Source organism: Bittarella massiliensis (ex Durand et al. 2017), assembly GCF_017566145.1.
GTDB lineage: Bacteria > Bacillota > Clostridia > Oscillospirales > Ruminococcaceae > Bittarella > Bittarella massiliensis_A.
In genome coordinates this window covers 79,123-99,856 of the sequence record NZ_JABFCL010000002.1, presented here as the reverse complement: position 1 = coordinate 99,856, position 20,734 = coordinate 79,123, and the positions used below count along the sequence as shown (strand labels likewise).

Sequence of the window (20,734 nt, the reverse complement as noted above, 5' to 3'; positions counted from 1 at the left end):
AACCTTACTGTGTTTTCACTATAGCACATCCCCCGCCCCATTGCAAGGGGATTTGGGGCAAAAAGTGGGGCAAACATCCCTTTCTCGGGGCGTTTTTTCCCCGCCGCCGCCCTTTTTTCTCCCGCCGGGGTCAACCCTCGATCTGCCGGCCCAAAAAGGCGGCTCCGGCCACCGTCAGCTTGCACTCGGCCTCGGTGGCCGAGGCGGTGCCGTCGCCCTGGAGCAGTACCGCATAGCCCACCACATCCCCGTTGCTGAGGATGGGGGAGGCCGTCTGGGCCTGGCGCTCCAGCCCCTCTACCGGGCGCAGCGTCTCGCCGCCCTTCTCCCAGAGGTAGTTTTTGCGGCCCTCTCCCAGCTGTTCCAGGGCTGGGGCCACCCGGCGGTCAAGCACCTCTTTCTTGGAGATACCGCCGGCGGCGATCACCCCGTCGGTGTCGCAGATCAGGGCTGGCAGTCCGGTGGTTTTGGCCAACACCTCGGCGCAGACGGCGGAGAAGGTGGACATCTCCCCCATGGGGGAATACTTTTTAAAGATGACCTCCCCCCCGTTGTCGGTGTATATTTCCAGGGGGTCGCCCTCCCGGATGCGCAGGGTCCGGCGGATCTCCTTCGGGATCACCACCCGCCCCAAATCGTCAATTCTCCTCACAATTCCCGTTGCCTTCATCTGGCCTTTCCTCCCATGTCAAAACTGGCGTTATCCGCGGCGACTCTTGGCGCCCGCGGGAAATTTCACATTGCTAGTATTTGCACGGCAGGTTATTTTATGCCAAAATCCCTTCCTCGCACAGAGGAGAGCAGGCTGTTTTTTCCGGCGAAAAAACGACCTGCTCTCCCGGTGGAACGGTTAGGCGAAGATCATGGGCGCCACCACCCCGGCCAGCACCACCGAGGCCACGCTCACGGTGGTCACCCCGGCGATGAGCATTTTGGGCAGCACGTAGTCGGTGAGGCGCTGCACCTCCTGTTCGGTGTAGTCGCCGCCGTCGGTGACCCCCTGCACCACCTCCATGGCCACTGTGTAGGTGATGGGGTAGCCGAACATGCAGGAGAAGCCCGCCGCAATGGAGAGGGCGGGGCTCCATTTGAAGATTTTTCCCACCACCACCGAAAAGACGGCGATGCCCAGCGCCGAGATCAGCAGCATTCCAAAGACCGGCACCAGGATGGTGGCGAACTGGGAGAAGGACATGGTCAAAAAGCTGACCGAGCAGTAGGCGTAGGTGGCCAGCAGGATCACCCCGTCGCCCCCGGCTTTGGCAAGGGCGTTTTTGTCCACCACGCCGGTGGCCGAGGCCAGCACCCCGAAGAGGAGGTAGACGATGGTGGCGTTGAGGCCGGTGGCAGAGGCGGCCAGCTCGGCCAGCCCCGCCACCAGGGCCAGACGGGCAAAGTGGGCAAAGGGGCTATCCAGGCCCTTGGGGGTCTTGGGGAGGAAGTGGAGGTTGATGCGGCGGCCGCCCTCCTCGGCATCCCGCTTCAGATTCCCTTCAGAGACGTACTTGGTGGCCGCCTTCTTCAGGCAGAAGGAGGCGATGGGCAGGCCGATGATCACCTGCAGGGCGTTGACCGCCGCCACATAGGAGGCCACGTCGGGCCGGCCGGCGGCGTTGGCCGCGTCGCTGGTGATGATGGTGGCCACCACCCCGCCGGAGACCGGGGGCAGCGCCGAGAGGGCCAGTTCCCGCCCGAAGATCAGCTGGCCCAGGGTGAAGCCCAGCACCAGAATGCCGATCACCGCTGCCAGGGCCACCAGGATGGTCCTCCACTCCTTTTTCAGCTCGTTGAGGTCCAGGGTGGAGCCCAGGTTGGTGAGGATCAGCCCCATGCCGAAGGTGGGGATGATGGCGTTGAGGCCAGAGGTGTCCATCAAGTTGGCAGGCAGCACCTTGAGCACGCCGCCAAAGAGCACGAAGAGCACGATGGCGACGATGAAGGCGGAGATGATGCCCTTGGTTTTGCGGGCCACCAGGTCGCCCAGGGCAAAGACAATGGCGACCACGGCAAAGGCCAGAATAGGGGTAAAGGTCATGGTGTTCAGTCCTCCTCAAAAAAACAGGTTCGGGTGTTTGCGGGCGGGCGGTCTCCCCGCCATCGAAACACCGGCAAAACCCCGGCAGTGCGGCTGTTCATCTCTCTCTCCCCCTTCTTGCGGGCCCTGTGCGGCCCGGCTTGGCAGACGCGGTGGCGGCGGTCCCCCCATTGCTCCGGCAATAAAAAATCCCCTGTCCCAGCAACTTTTGCTGGGACAGGGGAAGAAACTCTCCTGCGGTACCACCCAAATTGGCGCCTAGACGCCCACTCGCTCCGCACACCACCATGTGCGCTCCCTTGGTAACGGGTGGAGTTCCCGTCGGGCACTACTCGGCCATCTGCCTTTCGTCCCGCCCTCATGAGTCCATTCAGTTCGGCGCCTTGCCCGCTGCGATCTCACCGCCCGCAGCTCTCTGGAAGGGAGCACTCCGCACCTACTCTTCTCAATCAACGGTTTTCTGGAATATGGTGTCATTCTACTCCGCCCCAGCCGTCTTGTCAAGGGGAAAAATCGTCCTTTTTGAGGCTTGGCACCCACCGCGGCGCGGCCCACCGATCCAGGCAAACCCCGCTGCGGCGAGGGGGGAGGGGATCACCGCCTTTTCCCTGGCCCGATACAGCCGGGATGTGCCTACACAAAAGCGCGCCGGGGAGGATTTCCCCGGCGCGCGGTTTGATGTGCAATTAAGAGAGGGGCGGGACCGTCTCCTCCTGCCCGGAAGCGCGCACCCCGTCGGGTGTGCAATAGAGGGGGGATGTGGCTGTCTTGCCCTCCAGGGCAGCCCGCACCGCATCGGCCACCTCCTGCCGGGAGGTACTGGCCGCCACGGTGAGTTCCCCCACCTTGGCACCGGCGGGCACCCCGGTCTCCCCCACGTCCACATAGAGCCGATCGGCCTTTAGGGTCCGGTAGTCCACCCCGTTTACCTGTTCGCTCAACATCCAGGGGCTGGCCGGGTAGTAGAGGCTCAGCTCGGCCCCCGACTCCTTGGCGCTCTGGGCAATTCCATCGAGGGCGGCCTGGAGCGCCTGCTGGGCGGTGGCGCCGCCGGAGAGGCCATAGCCCGCGTCCTTCAGGTAGGTGGCCACCGGATAGGTGGCGTCGGCGAGGATGATCTCCTTCACCCCTTTCTGCCCCAGTTCGGCGCAGAGGGCTTTCAGGTAAGTCTGGGCGCTGGGGGCGTTGGGGTTGAGCCAGGGTTTGCCCCCGGCCTGGGCGGTGTTGTCCAGCCAGAGGACCCCCGCCTGGTTTTGGTAGAGGACCGCCGCGGTCTTGTCGTAGCGGGAGACCAGGGGATCTTTAAAGGCCGACAGCTGGGCTGCCACCTCAATCCCCCTTTCCGAGAAGGCGCTGACCACCCGATCCAGGTCGATGCCGTCGGCCGCCACGGCCCCGGCGGCCTGGGCGGTGGCCACCCCGGTGTTGTAGTGCACCATTCCCCCGCTGTCCTTGAGGGGGAGCACCGCCCGGGTGACCCCGGCGGCCTCCAGCCGCTGGGCGGTCTCGGCGATCTTGGCCTCGTCGGCGAGATCGCCCAAGGAGACCCTGGCGTAGACGGGGGCCTTCTCCTCCTGGGGCGGCGGCTCCTCCCCGCCGGTCTGGCCCGGGTCCTGCGCCGGTCGGGAGGTGCTTGGCTTCTCCCCGGTGTAGACGCCGTTTAGGAAGTTGACCAGGGGGCGATAGGCGGCAAAGCCCACAAAGGCGAGCAGCACCAGCACCGCGCCCCAGATGGCGATGTTGCGGACCAGGTTCCGGTTGCTGCTGCGGTAAATCTTGTTGTAGCGCTTGATCTTATATCGCTTCGCCATCCGCCCGACTCCCTCCTTTTTGCCCGCTGTTCGGGCGCTGTAATCAGCCGTGATAAGTATACACCATTTTTTTGACGAGGTGTGCAAAATACAGAAGGGTTTAAAAAAATTTCATAAATTGGCCCCATATCGGCCCCATTTTGCCCTTTTTCCTAGAAGCTCAGCTGGTAGCCGGTAAAGCCGTAGATGCAGAGGCTGAGGATGCCGATGTAGAGCAGCGTCACCGGCAGCCCTTGAAAGGAAGCGGGGACACTGCGGTTTTTCAGCTTTCTCTGCCCCTCGGCCACAATGAGGGTGGCCAGGGTATAGCCCGCGCCGCTGCCCAGGCAGAAGCCGACGGTCTGGGGCAGGGAGAACACCTGTCCGGAGCAGAGCATCAGGGTGCCCAACACGGCGCTGTTGAAGGTGGCCAGGTGATAGTGGGGGCGCACCTTGGCCTGCCACTTGACAAAGCGGGGGAAGCGGATGCGGCGGGCAATCCCCGACAGGGCAAAATAGACCGCCACCATGCATAGGATGAACAGAAGCGGCTTGTAGATGTAGGCGTTGACATCCTGCCGCAGGGGGAAGCTCACCAGATAGGTGAGCAGCGAGGTGAGGGTGACCGAGAGGGTGGTCAGGCAGCCAAAGGTGACCATGGCCCCCATGTCGTCCACCAGCAGCAGCGTCCGCTCCACCCCCAGGCTGCGGGAGAAGAGGGCGTTCTCTGCAAAGATGGCCAGAATGACCGAAACCAGCATGTTTGCTGCGACCTGTGCCATGGTTTACTTGCCCTCCTTTTTGTTGATCCAGTGGCGGAAGCTGTTGTTGAGAAAGCGAAAGCCCGCCGCCAGCACGGCGATGAGGAAGAAGCCGAAAAAGGGGAGGGCGATGGAGCGGGAGACCGGCACCGCCCCTTTGAGGGTGATCCCCCAGAGCCGCCCATAGGCCAGCACCTCCCGCAGGGCGCCCACCACGCAGACCACCAGGGAAAAGCCCAGCCAGGTGCAAAAGAGGTCCAAAAAGGTGTAGCGGTCCACCCCGAAGTGGGTGTAGGAGCTGCACTTGGTCACCACGATCGAGTCCACGATCAGGATGGGCAGATAGATGCCCACGCTGGTGGAGACAAAGGGAAACAGCTGCGACAGCCCATAGGCCACCGGCACAAAGAGCAGGGCGCCCAGCAGCGCCGTGAGGATGGTGCGGTAGACCGCGTCCACCTTTTTGAAGAGCAGGCTGCCCAGGAGGATGGTGGGCACCACCACCCCCAGAAAGCCCAGGGAGAGGATGACCCCCGCCTTGAGCGACTGGGTGGCCACGATGGCCGGCGCCAGGGCCAGCCCCTGCATCAAAATCGGGTTTTGGGAGAAGACCCCATCCACCCGGCCCAGGTCCTCCTGGTGGCGGCCGAAAAAGAGGCGGGCCCGCTCCTTCCAGGCGCGAAAGCGCCGCTTGTACTTGCTCACAGTTGCTCCACTCCTTTCCGTCCCCTCACTGGGAGATCATCCGCAGGCCGCTGTTTCGGTTTTGGAACCAGGCCACCTTGCGGTCGATGAAGGCGGCCATGGCGTTGGAGGCGATGGCGGCAAAGCAGACCCCCATCTCAAAGGCGCCGTAGTAGCGAAAGAGCATGGTGATCACCCCGAAGAGGGCCCCGTAGATCAGCCGGGACAGGGGCTGTTTGGGGGCGGTGATGGGGTCGGTCACCACGAAGAAGGCCGCGAAGACCAGGGTGCCCGAGAGCAGTTCCAGACAGGCCGCGTTCAGCCGGGTGGTGTGCAGCCGGGGAAAGAGATAGGAGAAGAGGGCGCAGGCCCCCAGGAAGGAGGCCGGCAGCCGCCAGTCGACCGCCTTTTTCACAAAGAGGTAGACTGCCCCCGAGAGGACCACCAGCGTCCCCACCGCCCCCAGGGGGCCGGGGTAGTTGCCGATGAAAAATTCCATCTTCTCCACAAAGGGAACCCCGCCGATCTTCATGGTCTTGAGGGGGGAGTCCACCAGCACCGAGGTCTTTTGCAGGATCAGCGGCACATTGGTAAAGGGCAGGGGATAGGAAAACATCAGTTCCGGCCAGAAGAGGGCCAGAAAGGCACCGCCCACCGCTGCGGGGTTGAAGATGTTGTTGCCGTAGCCGCCAAAGGCGTTTTTGGCCAGCACAATGGCCACAAAAGCGCCCACCACCGCCAGCCAGTAGGGGGCACTGGCCGGGAGGAACATCACCAAAATGGCGCCGGTGACCATTCCCGAGATGTCGTGGCGGTCAAACCTGTCCTGCCGCATCCGGGCGGTGAGGGCGTCAAAGAGATAGGAAAACGCCATCGACACCGCCAGCAATAGGAGGGGGCGAAGGCCGTAAGTGATCACATTCATGAGGAAGATGGGCAGCATTGCGATGAGCACGTCTTTGGACAGCGCATACCGCCGGTAGAGGGGGGAGGACCGATCCATGGGGAACTCCTTTCCGGTTGTGAGAAGTGGGGGGATGGGACAGCCATGACCATTGAGAGGATCGACGCCGACCGCTGGAAGATCGCCCTGGAGGCCGCCGAGTTGCAGGCCCTGCAGATCGGCGAGGGCTGGCGGCCCGAGGGGGAGCCGGCGCGGCAGGCCATCGCCCGGTTGCTGGCGCGCATTCAGCGGGCCACCGGGCTGGCCCCCCTGCGGCCGGAGGCGCTCTCGGTCGAGCTGCGCCGCCAGGGCGAGGGGGCGGAACTCTACCTCACCGGGCTGGCGTCGGGCGCGCCGCCCCAGCTGTGGGAGTTTGCGAGCCTGTCCCACCTGGCGCAGGGGTGCGCGGCGCTGCTGCGGCAAGCCGGGCCGGGGCGCTTTGAGAGCGCCCTCTTTGCCCGCGAGGGCCGCTACCGGTTGCGGTTGGCCCCCTGCCGGGGGCAGTCGCCCCGCCCCCTCTCCCTGTTGGGGGAGTACGGGCGGCCGCTGCCGCCGGGGGGCGTGAGCGACGCCGCCACCCGGGAGCACTGGCGGCCCTTGGCCGGGCAGCAGGCGGTGGAACAGCTGGCCAGGTTGGCTTGAAAGAGAGCGGGGGCGGGCGGGGGTCACCCCGCCCGCCCCCGCTTTTTGGCGCGCGAGAGGGCGATTAGAGGGCGCTTTCGCCAGCAGTCCGCAGGGCCCGCACCGCGGCGGTGCGGTCGGGTTTGCCGAAGATGGCCGAACCGGCCACCAACACGTTGGCGCCGGCCGCCGTCACCAGCGGCGCGGTGCCCGCGTCGATGCCGCCGTCCACCTCGATGTCCAGCGAAAGCCCCAACTCCCCGGCCTTTTTGCGGATGGCCTCGATCTTGGGGATCATGTCGCCCATGAACGCCTGCCCGCCGAAGCCGGGCTCCACCGTCATCACCAGCACCATGTCCAGGAGGTCCAGGTAGGGGAAGACCGCCTCGGCCGGGGTGCCGGGCTTGACCGACAGGGCCGCCTTGATGCCGTGGGACTTGATCTTGGCGATGGTCTCGCCCACATCGCTCTCGCTCTCCACGTGGAAGGTGATCAGGTCGCTGCCGGCGGCGGCAAAGTCGTCGATGTAGCGCAGCGGCTCGGAGATCATCAGGTGCACGTCAAAAAAGAGGTCGTTTTTCGGCCGCAGGCACTTGACGATGGGAGCCCCCAGAGTCAGGTTGGGGACGAAGTGGCCGTCCATCACATCGATGTGCAGCATCTCAGCCCCGGCCTCTTTCATCTGGGCGCATTCGCTCTCCAAATTGGCAAAATCACAGGACAGGATCGAAGGTGAAATTTTCAGCAAGGTGGGTAACCCCTTTCTGCAAGTCGCATTCATACAGATATATTGTATAACAAAACCGCCCAGCCGTCAATTTTGCCGCTGCGGGGGCGCTTTTCTTTGCAATGGGTCGGGCGATGGTGTATGATAAAGGCGAAATCTGTGGGAATTTCCCACGCCATTAGGGAGGAATAACACGTGCAAAGGAGACAACTGGGCAACCTCGAACTCTCCACCCCGCTGCTGGGGTTCGGCACCATGCGCCTGCCCCTGCAGGAGGACAAGAAGACAGTTGACTTTGAGCAGGTGCAGCAGATGGTGGACTGCGCCATGGAAAACGGGGTCAACTACTTCGACACCGCCTACCCCTACCACGACGGCACCTCTGAGGAAAATGTGGGCCGCGCCCTGGCCAAGTATCCCCGGGACAGCTACATCCTGGTGGACAAGCTGCCCATCTGGGCCTGCAAAGAGAAGGAGGACATGCAGAAGGTCTTTGACACCCAGCTGGCCCGCTGCGGGGTCGATTGCTTCGACATCTACCTGCTGCACGCCGTCAGCCACGAGAACTACGACGACGCCGAGCGGCTGGGCGCTTACGACTTCATGCGCCGGATGCAGGCCGAGGGAAAGGTCCGCTACGTGGGCTTCTCCTTCCACGACTCCCCCGCCTTTTTGCAGCGGGTCCTCGCCTCCCACCAGTGGGACGTGGCCCAGATGCAGCTCAACTACGTGGACTGGTCGCTCCAACACGCCGATGAGCAGTACCGCCTCTTCACCGAGGCCGGCGTCCCCCTCATCGTCATGGAGCCGGTGCGCGGCGGCTTTTTGGCCAAGCTGCCCGAGGCGGCCCAGGCCCCCCTGCGCGCCTGCCAGCCCGGCTGGAGCGACGCCGCCTGGGCCCTGCGCTGGGTGGCGAGCCACCCCAACGTGCGGGTCATCCTCAGCGGAATGTCCGACCTGGCAATGATGGAGGAGAACATCTCCACCCTCAAAGACGCCGCCCCCCTCACCGAAGGGGAAAAGAGCGCCCTGGCCGCCGCCCTGGATGAGCTGAACAAGGTCACCGCCGTCCCCTGCACCGGCTGCCGCTACTGCATGCCCTGCCCCTTTGGGGTGGACATTCCCCGCATCTTCGCCCTCTACAACGACTACAAGCAGCACCAAAACCAGTTTTTGGTCAAGTCCATGTACCAGCGCTTCACCCCCGCCGAAAACCGGGCCGATCAGTGCCGGCGCTGCGGGGCCTGCGTGAAACACTGTCCCCAACACATCGAAATCCCCGACCGGCTGGCCGAGATCCACGCCGAAATCCAGGGGTTGGAATAGGGTTTTCCCCAAAAAAAGCGGGGGCCGGCGAACATTCGCCGGCCCCCGCCATCTATCTCAACGAGGCCCTGCATGCCGGACCTCGACAGTCCCATCCTATGCCCCTGGCGGAGGGGCCGTTCGATAAAAGAGGGGGGCGCGCAACCCCTGCGCGCCCCCCTCTCTCCCTCTCCGGGCAAAAAGGCCCTCCCCGGAGCCCTTTGCGGGGAAAAGCCGGTCAAAAAATCACTCAGCTCGCCTTGGAGCGGGCGGACTGGTTGACGACGGCGTTGGGTACGTCCTCCTTGAGGGTCACCACCACCTCGAAGGTCTTGTCGGTGCCCGACTGCTGGGACCGGTAGATGGTCAGCTTCACCTCGTCGCCCGGTTTGCAGTTTTTCAGCTGGGCCTGCAGCGCCTCGTAACTCTCGGTGCTCTCGCCGTTGAACTTGCGGATGATGTCCCCCGGCTGCACCCCAGTGCCCTCCAGGCTGCTGCCCTGGTCGATGCTCTTGATGTAAAGGCCCTTGGGCAGCCCGTTGAGGCGGGAGGTGGTGTCGTTGATCTCGATGACCGTGACCCCCAACTTCACCCGGTCCTTCACATAGCCGTTTTGAATCAGTCCGTCGATGATGGGCTTGGCCTCGTTGATGGCGATGGCAAAGCCGATGCCCTCGTACTCGGTCTTGGCGATCTTGGAGGAGTTGATCCCCACCACCTGGCCGTACATATTCACCAGCGCCCCGCCGGAGTTGCCGGGGTTGATGGCGGCGTCGGTCTGGATGCAGTGCAGCGAGTAGCCGGTGGAGCCGCCCACCGTCCGGTTGACCGCCGAGACGATCCCCTTGGTGACGCTCCCAGACAGGCTGGGGCCGCCCGGGTTTCCGATGGCCAACACGTCCTCGCCCACCTTCATCTGGTCGGAGTTGCCAAACTCGGCGTAGGTCAGGTTCTGGGCCTCGATCTTCACCACCGCCAGGTCGGTCTTGGTGTCGGTCCCCACCACCTTGCCGGTGTACTCCTCTTCGTTTTCCAGGGTGATGGTCAGGCCGACAGCCCCCTCTACCACGTGGGCGTTGGTGATGATGTAGCCGTCGGCGCTCATGATGATGCCCGAGCCGTAGGAGCTGGCCTCCACCGTGCTCTGCTGGCTGTAAACGGCAATGCCCACCACCGCCGGTTTCACCTTGGCGGCCACCTGCTCGGTGGTCATCTTCTCGCCGCTCTTGGCGTCGCTGCTGTCATCTCCGTCCTCGGGGCGATTCTGGATGGTCACCCCCGCCTGGGAGCTGCCCCCCTGGTTGCCGGCACTCTTCTGAGCGTTTTTGTAGAGGATGTTGGCCCCCACCAAAATGCCCGAGAGGGCCAGCACACAGCAGAGGATGATGGCAAAGGCCACCACCCCTCTGCTCTTTTTGGGCTTTTTGTCCGGCCGCTTGCCATTGCCATTGCCCTCCGGGCCGCCGGAGGACGCATATCGGCTGGGGTCAAAGACAAAGGGCTGCGCACCGCCCGGCCCGGCCGGCCGGTAGGGGGAATAGGGGGGTTGCCCCCCTCCCTGTGCGCCGCCGCCCACGGGCGGGGTCTGGGGGCGGTAGCCGCCCGGTTGCTGCCCATAGGGGCCGGGGCCGGGAATGCTGGAGCCGCCTGGCCCGCCCGCGGGGGAAGCGCCGCCGGTCTCGTCCCGGGGCGTTTCGGGGTTTTGTTGGTTATCAAGCATGGAGAGGCCTCCTAATTTTGAATATTACGCATTTGATTGTACCAATAGGATGTGACAGAACGGTGAAATCCCTTTAAATTTTTCTGTCCCCGTCCCCCGGTCCGGGGGACTGCTGGCCCTCTGCCTCGGCGGGGGCGTCTGCCGGCTGGCCCTCCCGCCGGCCCTCGCCCTTGGCGGCCCGCTTGGCCCGCAGCGGCTTGGCCGCCGGCAGGGAAAAGCGGAACTCGGTGTACTCCCCCTCTTTGCTGCTGACCACGATGTCGCCGCCGTGGCGGTTGACGATGGTCTTGGCGATGTAGAGGCCCAGCCCAACCCCCTTTTTGTCCAGCCCGCGGGAGCGGTCGGTCTTGTAGAAGCGGTCAAACACCTGCTGCAGCTGCTCTTTGGGAATCCCCTCGCCGCTGTTTCGCACCGCGGTGAAGGTGTAGCCCCCCACCGTCTCAAACCCAAAGGAGATGACACCCCCCTCGTTGACAAACTTCACCGCGTTGTCCACCAGGTTGTAGATGACCTGGTGCACCAGGTCCCGGTCGCCCTCCACCATCACCTTGTCCACGTCCAGCCCCTCGATCTCGATGGACTTCTGCTCGATTTGCTGTTCAAAGGAGAGCAGGGCGGTAAAGATCACCTCGCAGATGTTGAAGGGGACGGCGTTGAGGGTCATCTCTCCGGCCTCGATCTTGGACACATTTAGCATGCCACTGACCAGGCGGGATAACCGCTTCACCTCGCTGGAGACCAGGCCCAGATAGTGATTTTGCCGCTCTGGGGGGATGGTCCCGTCCAAAATCCCGTCCACAAAGCCGCCGATGGTGGTCATGGGGGTTTTGAGCTCGTGGGAGACGTTGGCCACAAAGTTGCGCCGGGTCTGCTCCACCACCGCCAGAGAGGAGGACATGTTGTTGAGGGCCATGGCCAGCTGGCCCACCTCGTCGTCGGAGGTCACCGGCACCGTCTGCGAGAAGTCCCCCTGCCCGAAGCGGGCGGCGTAGCCCGCCATCTCCTTGAGGGGGGAAACCAGCCGCTTGGTGGTGTAGTAGATCACCGCAAAGGAGATGGCCAGCACCACCACCGCGGCGATGGCGAACATCCGCAGCACGTCCACCAAAAATTGCGAGAGCTCGTCCGCCGGCGAGGCGGCGAAGACGTAGCCGATGATGTAGCCGTCCTCCCCGGTGATGGGGACGCTGACCACATAGTGGGGGCGCTTGTAGATCTCCCCCAGGGTCCCCATTCCCCGGTAGCCCTTGGCCGCGCTCGCCTGGGAGGATTTCTCCAGCACCTCGGCGGGCACCCGGTAGGTGGTGTGGGCGCAGCGGGTCCCCTCGGTGCAGAGGACGGTGGCGCCGTTGACGTCGGTCATGAAGAGGTCGGCGTCCTCCTGGGTGGAGATCAGCAGCCGGTAGCCCTGGCGCAGGGTGTCAAAGTCCAGCAGATAGGAGTTGCCGTCGCTGGTGGTGAGCCCCGAATTGGTGCGCTCGGCCGCCCGCTGGGCGATGATCAGCAGCTGGTCTTGGCGCTCGTCCTTAAAGTACTGGGCCGACAGGCCCAAAAACACCGCCCCCAGCACCACAATGCTGACCAGCACCACCGACACACAGGTGAAAAAATATCGCTTGACTATCCCGTTTCGCACCTCGGCGCCCCCTTTTCTGTTCAGTCGCAAAACGGGGGCCTTCCGCCCCCGTCTGCACCGCTTTTTGCGCGCTAGTCCTTTACTTCAAACTTGTAGCCGACGCCCCACACCGTCTTGACCGACCACTGGGCGGAGACGCCCTCCAACTTTTCCCGCAGCCGCTTGATGTGCACGTCCACCGTGCGGGAGTCGCCGTAGTACTCAAACCCCCACACCTCGTCCAGCAGCTGGTCGCGGGTGTACACCCGGTTGGGGTTGGAGGCCAGGTGGTAGAGCAGTTCCAGCTCTTTTGGCGGGGTGTCCACAATCTTGCCGTCCACCTTCAACTCGTACCGGGTCAGGTTGACCACCAACTTGTCGTAGCGCACCTCTTTCACGTCGGAGGCCTGGGCGCGGGTGCCGGTGCGCCGCAGCACCGCCTTGATGCGGGCCACGATCTCCTTGGACTCAAAGGGTTTGACCACGTAGTCGTCGGCCCCCAGTTCCAGCCCCAGCACCTTGTCAAAGGTTTCGCCCTTGGCGGTGAGCATGATGATGGGCACGTCGGAGGACTTGCGGATCTCCCGGCAGACCTGCCAGCCGTCGAGCTCGGGCATCATCACGTCCAGCACGATCAGGCAGGGGGCCTCCTCCTCAAAGAGTTTCAGGGCCTGTTTGCCGTCGTAGGCCACAACGGTCTGGTAGCCCTCTTTGTCGATATACAGTCGCAGCAGTTCACAGATGTTTTTGTCGTCGTCCACGACGAGAATCTTTTCCACGCGTAAATCCCCTCCGGTTTCTTTGCCGCCGGGCAGGCCGCCGCCCGGCGCCTCACCTTCTATTTTCCCATTATAGCGACTGCTCGGCGCGAAAGGTGAACAGTTTCTAAATGTTTGCCGCACGGCGCGGTGAGGGCGTCTATTTACCATTTATTATAGTACGGATCGGCAAAAGAAACCATAGAATTTCCCCTGTTTTTTCCCCGCCGCAGCACTTTTTTGCGGTCCCTCCCCGCACGGCGGCAAAAAACGGGCGACCCGCCGCACGGCAGACCGCCCGTTTGGGGCCAAAGGCCCTATCTCTTCTCCCTCTCGGCGCGCACCGGCAGCATCGGCCGGCGCAGTTCGCCGGCCAATAAAGGGGAGCCCCCTCTCCGCCACAGCACCACTCCTGGCTGCCCTCGGCGGTGAAGGCCGGGTGCTCGCAGGAGAAGGCCAAGCTCCCCCCTTTCTGCCAACTGCAAAAAGGGGCGGCAAATTCACAGGGGGGCATTTCCACCAAGCGGGCATTTGTGCTATACTGTTAAAAGCGCCAGGCGGCGGGTCCCCCTGTCCCGCCCAGAGCCGCCCAATTGGAATAAGAGTGAGGGATTTGCACGTGAAACTGGGAATCGTGGGTCTGCCCAACGTGGGCAAAAGCACCCTTTTCAACGCCATTACAAACGCCGGGGCCGAGTCGGCCAACTACCCCTTTTGCACCATTGAGCCCAACGTGGGGATGGTGGCTGTCCCCGACAAACGGCTGGACAAGCTCGCCGAGATGTACCAGCCCGACAAGTTCACCCCCGCCACCATCGAGTTTGTCGACATTGCCGGACTGGTGAAGGGCGCCTCCAAGGGCGAGGGGCTGGGCAACAAGTTTCTCTCCCACATCCGCGAGGTGGACGCCGTTGTCCACGTGGTGCGCTGCTTTGAGAGCGGCGACATCGTCCACGTCGACGGCAGCGTCGACCCCCTGCGGGACGTGGAGACCATCAACCTAGAACTGATCTTCTCCGATCTCGACATCGTCGAGCGCCGCATCCAAAAGGCCCAAAAGCTGGCCAAGGGCGACAAGTCCTACGCCGCCGAGGCCCAGCTGCTGGAGCGGCTGAAAGCCCACCTGGAAGAGGGGAAGCGGGCCTCGGTCTTCCCCTGTGAGCCGGAGGAGAAGGCCCTCATCGACGCCATGGGCCTGCTCTCGGACAAGCCGGTCATCTACGTGGGCAACATGAGCGAAGACGACTTCATCGGCGACATCTCAAAAAACGAAAACTACCAAAAGCTCTGCGCCCTGGCCCAGGGGGAGGGGGCCCTCTCCCTGCCCATCTGCGCCAAGATCGAGGAGGACATCGCCGACATGTCGGCCGAGGACAAGGCCCTCTTTCTGGGGGAATTGGGGCTGGAGGAGTCGGGCCTCGACCGGCTCATCAAGGTCTGCTACGAGCTGCTGGGCCTGATCTCCTACCTGACCGCCGGCAAGCCCGAAGTTCGCGCCTGGACCATCCAAAAGGGCACCAAGGCCCCCCAGGCCGCCGGCAAGATCCACACCGACTTTGAGCGGGGCTTCATCCGCGCCGAGGTGGTGGCCTTTGACGATCTCGTCGCCCAGGGCAGCATGGCCGCCTGTAAGGAAAAGGGGTTGGTTCGTTCCGAGGGGAAGGAGTACGTGATGCAGGACGGGGACGTGGTCCTCTTCCGCTTCAACGTCTGATCCCGAATCCTGTTTGACAAACCGGCAGGGCGCCGCTATAATAAACCCATTCCGCCGGCGCTTGGGTGCCGGCGGCCAGACCAGACCGCTGGTGTCAAATCGCCGACGGGGAAAAAGCCCATCCAAGCGCCTTCAGAGAGCCGTGGCAGGTGTGAGCACGGCGGCGAGCGGGGTGGGGCCAGTCGCCCCTGAGAGGGCGGGTGAACGGGGCGAGTTCCCCAGTAGTCCGCCACGGCAGGCCCCGTTATCGGCCGGGGATGTGTTTGCATCCCGCAGAGTTGGGCGCTCTTTGCGCCAAGTTGGGTGGTACCGCAGGAAACATTTGTCCTGTCCCTTCGCGTCACTGTGAAGGGGCGGGGCTTTTTTTGCGTTCCCCGGGGGGGAACCGGATCAATAAAGGAGTGTGAAACAACATGGACAAGAAAAAAGCGGGCCGCGGCCATTTCAGCGGCTCCCTGGGCTTTATCATGGCCGCTGCGGGGTCGGCCATCGGCCTGGGCAACCTCTGGAAATTCCCCTATGTGGCGGGCATCTCCGGGGGCGGGCTCTTCATCGTCTTCTACCTGGTGTTCGCCCTGGTGCTGGGCATTCCCATCATGCTCTCCGAGATGGCAGTGGGCCGCAAGACCCAGCTCAACGCCATCGGCGCCTTCCGCAGCATTGACAAGAAATGGTCCTTTGTCGGGGTGCTGGAAATCGCCTGTGCCTTCATCATCCTCTCCTATTACAGCGTGGTGGGGGGCTGGGTGATGAAGTACATCGGCAGCTACCTCACCGGCGCCAACATCTCCGACGGGGCGGCGTTCGACGCCTTTGTCTCCTCCCCGGTGCAGCCGGTCGTCTGGCACCTGCTGTTCATGGCGGTGGTCGTGGTCGTGGTCATCGGCGGGGTGCAAAAGGGAATTGAGACCTGCAGCAAATGGCTGCTCCCCCTCCTCTTTGTCCTCCTCATCGGGGTGGTGGTGCGGTCAGTGACCCTCCCCGGCTCGATGGAGGGGATCAAGTTCCTCTTTGTCCCCGACACCGCCCTCCTCCAAGACCCCAAAGCCCTGATAAACTCCATCGTACTGGCCATGGGACAGGTGTTTTTCAGCCTCAGTTTGGGGCTGGGCATCGCCATCACCTACGGCAGCTACCTGAAAAAAGACACCAACATCACCAAGGACACCTGCACTGTGGTGGGGTTGGACACCCTGATGGCCCTGCTGGCGGGGATGGCCATTATGCCCGCCGTCTTCAGCTTTGGGATGGAGCCCACCGGCGGTCCCGGCCTCATCTTCAAAACCCTGCCGGCGGTCTTTGACTCCATGCCACTGGGGCGCTTTTTCGGGCTGGCCTTCTTCTTTCTGGTCTTCATCGCCGCCCTCACCAGCGCCATCGCCCTGCTGGAGGTGGTCGCCTCCTTCTTCATTGACACCTTCCACTGGCGCCGCCGCACCGCCACCCTGGTGATGGGCGGGCTGATGGCCCTCATCGGGGTCTTTGCCAGCCTCTCCATGGGTCCCCTCTCCGGCTTTACCATCGGGGGGATGAACCTGTTTGACGCCATGGGCTTTCTCACCGACAAGATCCTCATGCCCCTGGCCGCCCTGGCCACCTGCCTCTTTGTGGGCCATGTCTGGGGGGTGGACAAGGTGAGCGAGGAGGTGGAGCGCTGCGGCAAGCGCTTTGCCATCCGCCGGATCTACGGTTTCCTCATCCGCTGGGTGGCGCCCATCCTCATCGCCGTCATCTTTGTCATGGGGCTCATCGGGGGTTGACCCCCTTTTCCCCCCAAAAAGCCCCTGCACCCTTTTGGGCGCAGGGGCTTTTTTCCCTATCTGCCTTCAAAACAGCATCCTATTGCGCCGAGGCGGGCAACCCCTCGAACGGTCATCATCGCCGAGGGGGCTGCCGCCGCTACAATCTCCAAAACCAACTCTACCCCGCCCCCGCTCAGCCCCCCTCCCAAGACGAGTTGACGGCAGGCGGATTTGGCGAAATGCCGCTTTTTAACCAGGTGGACGGCAGCCCCTCACCGACCGCGCCGGCCCCCTTTGTGCCGTGGCCATCTCCCGGCGAGGGCCGTTTTGCAAAAAACAGGGGGCGGCAGCTGCGCGTTGCCGCCCCTGTTTTTTTGACGGCCTAACACCGCCTGCCGAAATACCGCCAGCAAAGCACCCCCACCGGCGCAAAGTAGAGGCACCAGCCCTCCAACAGAGCGGTGCCAATCCACGCACCGCCCTCCATCTCCGGCCCAAATGCCCCGAGGATGGGGAGGACAAAGCAGCCCAGGGCAAAGGCGCCGTGCCCCAACAGCAGCCCCTTGAGCCACCGCTCCTCCCCGCACCGGGGGGCAATGGTGAGCCCGGCAAAGAAGGTGGCCAGGGCCATCAGCCCGTAGCCGAACAGGTCCAAGTCAAAAAAGAGGCCAAAGCGCTGAAAGTCCAGGAGGGCGGCGGCCCCTTCGCTTAATCCCCGACGCACCGCCCCCAGTTGGGCAAAGTAGACCACCCCGTTACAGAGGGCGTACATCCCGCCAAAACCCAGGGCGCAGGACCCGGCCACACCCCCCTTTTGGGCAAAGACGGCCATCATCGCTAGAAAGCTCAAAGCGATGAAAATGCTGCTCAAATAGCTGACAAACAGGCAGCCCGATAGCACCGAGAGGGCGAAGACGACCACCGACAGCAGGTTGACCGCCGCGGCCACCCGGCCGATCGCCCGGTTCACCTCCCCTGCCCTCCTTCCTGCAGGCCGTCCGTCAGCAGGGCCACCAGGTCTTTAACAAAGCGCGCCCGCCCGGCGGAAGTGTCGAGGGGGTAGCCCAGCATCTTCTCAAACTCCTCCCCGGCCAGAAAGGCCGCCTGCAGAGAGGCGGTGAGGGCAAAGGCCAGCAGGTTTTTCCGCCCCTCGTCCCCGCCGGCCCCCAGGATGCCGGCAAACCCCCGGCGGGTGTTGTCGCTGTTGTTCCCTGCGGCGGGGCGCTGCATCTCCCCCAGAATCGAGATGCGGGAGACCTGGGGGTGGGCGGCCAGGAATTCAAACACCTGCACGGCCGAGACGGACAGCCGCTCCCCTGCTGGGCCGTCCTGCGCCGGCTGAAAGCTGCCCACCACCCGGCAGATGACCCGCTGCACACAGAGCTCAATGAGTCTGTCTTTGGACTGAAAGTGGTAGTTGATCAGCCCCACCCCCACCCCGGCCCGGGCGGCAATGGCCCGGGTGGTGACGGCCCGCACCTCGCCCCCGTTCTCCTCGATGAGGGCGCAGGTGGCCTCCACAATCCGCTCGCGCACCGGGCAGTCCCGCCCGGCCGACAAATTTTTCTCTTCCATCCCAATCCTCCCCAAACACGCCCTGTTTGAACGCCGTTCAGTTTTGTCTTTATTGTGCTGAACAGCGTTCAATCCGTCAAGAGCTTTTTTGCCGCCTCCTCACCGCGGCAGTGCAGCCCCCGCCGTTTTCCCCGTCCACCCCCATTTCTGTCCGATGAGACGGCCCTTCCGCCCTCTTTTGACAACATTTTTTAGCCATCTCGCTGCGCACTACCGTCCAACATTGGTCAAACTGACAGTCTTTTGCTTCTCTATTGACTTTCCCATCCAAAGCTGTCTATACTGGGACTGGACATCGGCGCAACTGCCGAGGACCGGTGGTAGGAGGTTTGACGCGCGAGCTGTCTCTTCTGCCTATTTTTTCTGCCCTTTTCGCCATTCGCAAGATCAGCAGCAACGCGTTGCAGCCGCTTCGCCTTGCTGTTTTTTTGTCTTTTTTCGGGCTTTTCTCCCCGCCCCTGCCCGGGGTGATTGCGGCGCAGGATACACTTTTTTAGAAAGGATGATCGATATGACAAAAGACATGACCCGCGGCAATCCGGGAAAGATCCTCTTTCTCTTTGCCCTTCCCATTTTATTCGGAAACATCTTTCAGCAGCTGTACAGCATGGTGGACTCCATCGTGGTGGGCAACTTCGTCGGCTCCGACGCCCTGGCGGCGGTGGGCGGTTCCTACGCCATCACCTTCGCCATCACCGGCATCGCCTTCGGCCTCTCCAACGGCGCCTCCATCCTCATCGGCCAGTACTTCGGCGCCGGCCGCAAGCGGGAGGTGCGCCACTCCATCGTCACCTGCGTGGCCTTCTCCGTCGCCCTCTCCCTGGTGCTGGCGGCGGTGAGCATCCTCGCTACCCCCGCCCTGCTGCGCCTGCTCAACACCCCCCAGTCCCTGATGGACATGTCCAAACAGTACATCTACATCTACTTTTTGGGGCTGGTGTTCACCTTTACCTACAACATCCTCTCCTCGGTCTTTCGGGCGCTGGGGGATTCCAAGACCCCGCTTCTCTTCCTCATCATCTCCTCCATCACCAACATTGTGTTGGATTTGTGGTTTGTCATCAGCTTTGGCTGGGGGGTGGCGGGGGTGGCCATTGCCACCGTCATCTCCCAGGCAGTCTCCTCGGTGCTGGCCCTCTTTGCCCTGCGAAAACGGCTGGCGGCCATCGCCGCGGCCGATGAGGAAAAGCTGGATGCCGAGCCCCTGCGCCGGCAGTTCTCCCCCACCCTGCTCAAACAGATGATCAAGCTGGCCATCCCCACCACCGCGCAGGAGATCGCCATCTCCGCCGGGATGATGATCATGCAGGCCCTGGTCAACGGCTTCGGCCCCGTCATCATGGCCGCCTACACCGCCGCCATGAAGATCGAGAGCCTGGCCATGATGCCCATGGTCAACATCAGCACCGCCGTCACCGGATACACCGCCCAGAACATCGGCGCCGGGAAGGTGGGCCGGGTCAAGACCGGCTACCGCTACTCCCTGCTCATCTCCCTGGGCTTTGCCCTGCTGATGGCCGGGGTGGTGGTTCTCTTCGGCGGGCCCCTCTGCTCCATCTTCGTCAGTGGGGAGGGGGCCGAAGCGGTGATCGCCGCCGGGGCCAACTACCTGCTCTACTCGGCTGCCTCCTACTTCCTGATGGCCCTGCTCTTCCCCGCTGAAGGGGTGATGAAGGGCGCGGGGGACGTCAACCTCTTCATGGTCTTCGCCCTTTCCGGCATTGCCTCCAAGACCATTGCCGCCCTGGCCCTCTCCCCCATTATCGGGTACACCGGAATCTGGATCGCGGTGGTCATCGGCTGGCTGGCCGAGTGCATCGGCACCACCATCCGCTACCTGACCGGCCGCTGGAAGGACAAGGCAATTGTCCGTCCCGCCCCCTCTGAGGAGGTCGCTGCCCAGTAGCCCCGCGCAAAAAACGGCTGAGAGCAAATCGCTCTCAGCCGTTTTCCATCTCTGCGGGCAGCTGGTAGAGGTAGGCCCGACCCGCCTTCCCCGCCCGCTCCACCAACCCCAGGGAGGCCAGCACATTCAGCGCCCGGCGGGCCATCTCCAGCCGCTGGCGGGCGGCCTTCGCGTAGTCCTTGGCGGTGAACAGCCGCGGCAGGTCGGGGGGGATCAGCTCCCCCCACTCCTGCCAGCTGGAGACCCACACCTGGCCAAACAGCCGGGTGGGCACCCGGTCGCTGCGGGTGGCCCGCCGCTTTTTGGCGCGGTCCCATCCGTCGAGGAGGCGGTAGTCCTCCACCTCCAACAGGGGGATGCAGAACCGCAGCCCCTCAGTTTGTAAAAAATCCTTTATTTTATACAACTCGTAAAACACGTCTGCCGCCTGTCCCCGGCGGGGGGAGCGGTTGCGGGCCACCACCTCGCCGCTGAAGGGGTCCACCCAGTTGACCCACTTGAGCTGGGCCACCGGGTAGACCACCGTCACCGGGCAGACCGGCAAAAAGGCCGCCAGCTTTTTGCGCAGCTTGTCAAAGCCCTTTGTCTGAATTTCAAAAATCCCCTCACTGCCCACAATGTCGGCCACAAAGCCGCCGACCCGGGTCTCCTGGTTCTCGCCCACAGGCTCAAAGTAGTTTTTTAAAATCGCGTGCAGGCTCTTCTCCCCCAGGGTGCCGATCCCCGCCCGCAACTGATCGCCCCCCTGCACCAGCAGGCGGGCCTCCTCAAAGCGCTGGGGGTTGCCCGGCTCCACCATTGTCCCGCCTCCAATCAATACAAATCGTATATTATCGTC

The 20,734-nt window shown here is 63.4% G+C and carries 19 protein-coding genes and 1 other annotated feature; of the genes, 6 read left to right on the top strand and 13 right to left on the bottom strand.

Going from position 1 to position 20,734, the window contains the following annotated elements; translation table 11 throughout:
• Window positions 1-130: 130 nt before the first annotated feature.
• The 6 genes from HJY11_RS02725 to HJY11_RS02700 all read right to left on the bottom strand — a co-directional run bounded on the left by HJY11_RS02725 (window position 131) and on the right by HJY11_RS02700 (window position 6,273).
• A complete protein-coding gene (locus tag HJY11_RS02725; RefSeq protein ID WP_208074553.1) occupies window positions 131-670 on the bottom strand; it encodes a stage V sporulation T C-terminal domain-containing protein in 540 nt (179 codons plus the stop codon).
• Window positions 671-850: 180 nt separating this feature from the next.
• Window positions 851-2,035, bottom strand: a complete 1,185-nt coding sequence (locus tag HJY11_RS02720; RefSeq protein ID WP_208074552.1) for a hypothetical protein — start codon at window positions 2,033-2,035, stop codon at window positions 851-853.
• A 216-nt stretch (window positions 2,036-2,251) separates the two neighbouring features.
• Window positions 2,252-2,497: a binding site (T-box leader), on the bottom strand.
• Window positions 2,498-2,721: 224 nt separating this feature from the next.
• The gene (locus tag HJY11_RS02715) at window positions 2,722-3,846 is read right to left on the bottom strand and encodes a putative glycoside hydrolase (RefSeq protein WP_208074551.1); all 1,125 of its coding nucleotides are present in this window, start codon (window positions 3,844-3,846) and stop codon (window positions 2,722-2,724) included.
• A gap of 152 nt (window positions 3,847-3,998) precedes the next feature.
• The gene (locus HJY11_RS02710; RefSeq protein WP_208074550.1) at window positions 3,999-4,607 is read right to left on the bottom strand and encodes an Rnf-Nqr domain containing protein; all 609 of its coding nucleotides are present in this window, start codon (window positions 4,605-4,607) and stop codon (window positions 3,999-4,001) included.
• 3 nt (window positions 4,608-4,610) lie between these two features.
• Window positions 4,611-5,291, bottom strand: a complete 681-nt coding sequence (locus tag HJY11_RS02705) for an Rnf-Nqr domain containing protein (RefSeq protein ID WP_208074549.1) — start codon at window positions 5,289-5,291, stop codon at window positions 4,611-4,613.
• Between the two features lie 25 nt (window positions 5,292-5,316).
• A complete protein-coding gene (locus tag HJY11_RS02700) occupies window positions 5,317-6,273 on the bottom strand; it encodes an RnfABCDGE type electron transport complex subunit D (protein WP_208074548.1) in 957 nt (318 codons plus the stop codon).
• 45 nt (window positions 6,274-6,318) lie between these two features.
• Between HJY11_RS02700 and HJY11_RS02695 the strand changes: the two genes are divergently transcribed.
• Window positions 6,319-6,855 carry a hypothetical protein gene (locus HJY11_RS02695; RefSeq protein WP_208074547.1) on the top strand — a complete coding sequence of 179 codons (537 nt, stop codon included), beginning with the start codon at window positions 6,319-6,321 and terminating at the stop codon, window positions 6,853-6,855.
• A gap of 64 nt (window positions 6,856-6,919) precedes the next feature.
• Here the strand turns inward: HJY11_RS02695 and rpe are convergent, their stop codons facing one another.
• Window positions 6,920-7,582, bottom strand: a complete 663-nt coding sequence (gene rpe, locus HJY11_RS02690) for a ribulose-phosphate 3-epimerase (protein ID WP_208074546.1) — start codon at window positions 7,580-7,582, stop codon at window positions 6,920-6,922.
• 174 nt (window positions 7,583-7,756) lie between these two features.
• On the opposite strand from rpe, the gene HJY11_RS02685 reads away from it, so the two are divergent.
• The gene (locus HJY11_RS02685; RefSeq protein WP_208074545.1) at window positions 7,757-8,887 is read left to right on the top strand and encodes an aldo/keto reductase; all 1,131 of its coding nucleotides are present in this window, start codon (window positions 7,757-7,759) and stop codon (window positions 8,885-8,887) included.
• A gap of 229 nt (window positions 8,888-9,116) precedes the next feature.
• Here the strand turns inward: HJY11_RS02685 and HJY11_RS02680 are convergent, their stop codons facing one another.
• The 3 genes from HJY11_RS02680 to HJY11_RS02670 all read right to left on the bottom strand — a co-directional run bounded on the left by HJY11_RS02680 (window position 9,117) and on the right by HJY11_RS02670 (window position 12,980).
• A complete protein-coding gene (locus tag HJY11_RS02680; protein WP_208074544.1) occupies window positions 9,117-10,586 on the bottom strand; it encodes a S1C family serine protease in 1,470 nt (489 codons plus the stop codon).
• A 73-nt stretch (window positions 10,587-10,659) separates the two neighbouring features.
• Window positions 10,660-12,222 carry a HAMP domain-containing sensor histidine kinase gene (locus HJY11_RS15065; protein WP_208074543.1) on the bottom strand — a complete coding sequence of 521 codons (1,563 nt, stop codon included), beginning with the start codon at window positions 12,220-12,222 and terminating at the stop codon, window positions 10,660-10,662.
• 71 nt (window positions 12,223-12,293) lie between these two features.
• Window positions 12,294-12,980, bottom strand: a complete 687-nt coding sequence (locus tag HJY11_RS02670; protein ID WP_021659545.1) for a response regulator transcription factor — start codon at window positions 12,978-12,980, stop codon at window positions 12,294-12,296.
• A gap of 598 nt (window positions 12,981-13,578) precedes the next feature.
• Here HJY11_RS02670 and ychF point away from each other — a divergent pair.
• Together ychF and HJY11_RS02660 are read left to right on the top strand one after the other, a co-directional pair.
• On the top strand, window positions 13,579-14,673 hold the full coding sequence (gene ychF / locus HJY11_RS02665; protein WP_208074541.1) for a redox-regulated ATPase YchF: 1,095 nt from the start codon (window positions 13,579-13,581) through the stop codon (window positions 14,671-14,673).
• A gap of 413 nt (window positions 14,674-15,086) precedes the next feature.
• Window positions 15,087-16,433, top strand: a complete 1,347-nt coding sequence (locus HJY11_RS02660) for a sodium-dependent transporter (RefSeq protein WP_208074540.1) — start codon at window positions 15,087-15,089, stop codon at window positions 16,431-16,433.
• Between the two features lie 364 nt (window positions 16,434-16,797).
• Here HJY11_RS02660 and HJY11_RS02655 read toward each other — a convergent pair whose 3' ends face one another.
• Entirely contained in the window at window positions 16,798-17,385 is a 588-nt protein-coding gene (locus HJY11_RS02655; RefSeq protein WP_243764144.1) for a hypothetical protein, read from the bottom strand.
• Window positions 17,382-17,990, bottom strand: coding sequence for a TetR/AcrR family transcriptional regulator (locus HJY11_RS02650; RefSeq protein WP_208074539.1), 609 nt, complete (start codon window positions 17,988-17,990; stop codon window positions 17,382-17,384). Before HJY11_RS02650 ends, HJY11_RS02655 begins: the two co-directional genes overlap by 4 nt.
• Window positions 17,991-18,319: 329 nt before the next feature.
• On the opposite strand from HJY11_RS02650, the gene HJY11_RS02645 reads away from it, so the two are divergent.
• Window positions 18,320-18,487, top strand: a complete 168-nt coding sequence (locus HJY11_RS02645; RefSeq protein WP_208074538.1) for a hypothetical protein — start codon at window positions 18,320-18,322, stop codon at window positions 18,485-18,487.
• A 14-nt stretch (window positions 18,488-18,501) separates the two neighbouring features.
• Window positions 18,502-19,896 carry an MATE family efflux transporter gene (locus HJY11_RS02640; RefSeq protein WP_208074537.1) on the top strand — a complete coding sequence of 465 codons (1,395 nt, stop codon included), beginning with the start codon at window positions 18,502-18,504 and terminating at the stop codon, window positions 19,894-19,896.
• 34 nt (window positions 19,897-19,930) lie between these two features.
• Here HJY11_RS02640 and HJY11_RS02635 read toward each other — a convergent pair whose 3' ends face one another.
• Window positions 19,931-20,695 carry a hypothetical protein gene (locus HJY11_RS02635; RefSeq protein ID WP_208074536.1) on the bottom strand — a complete coding sequence of 255 codons (765 nt, stop codon included), beginning with the start codon at window positions 20,693-20,695 and terminating at the stop codon, window positions 19,931-19,933.
• Window positions 20,696-20,734: the final 39 nt, after the last annotated feature.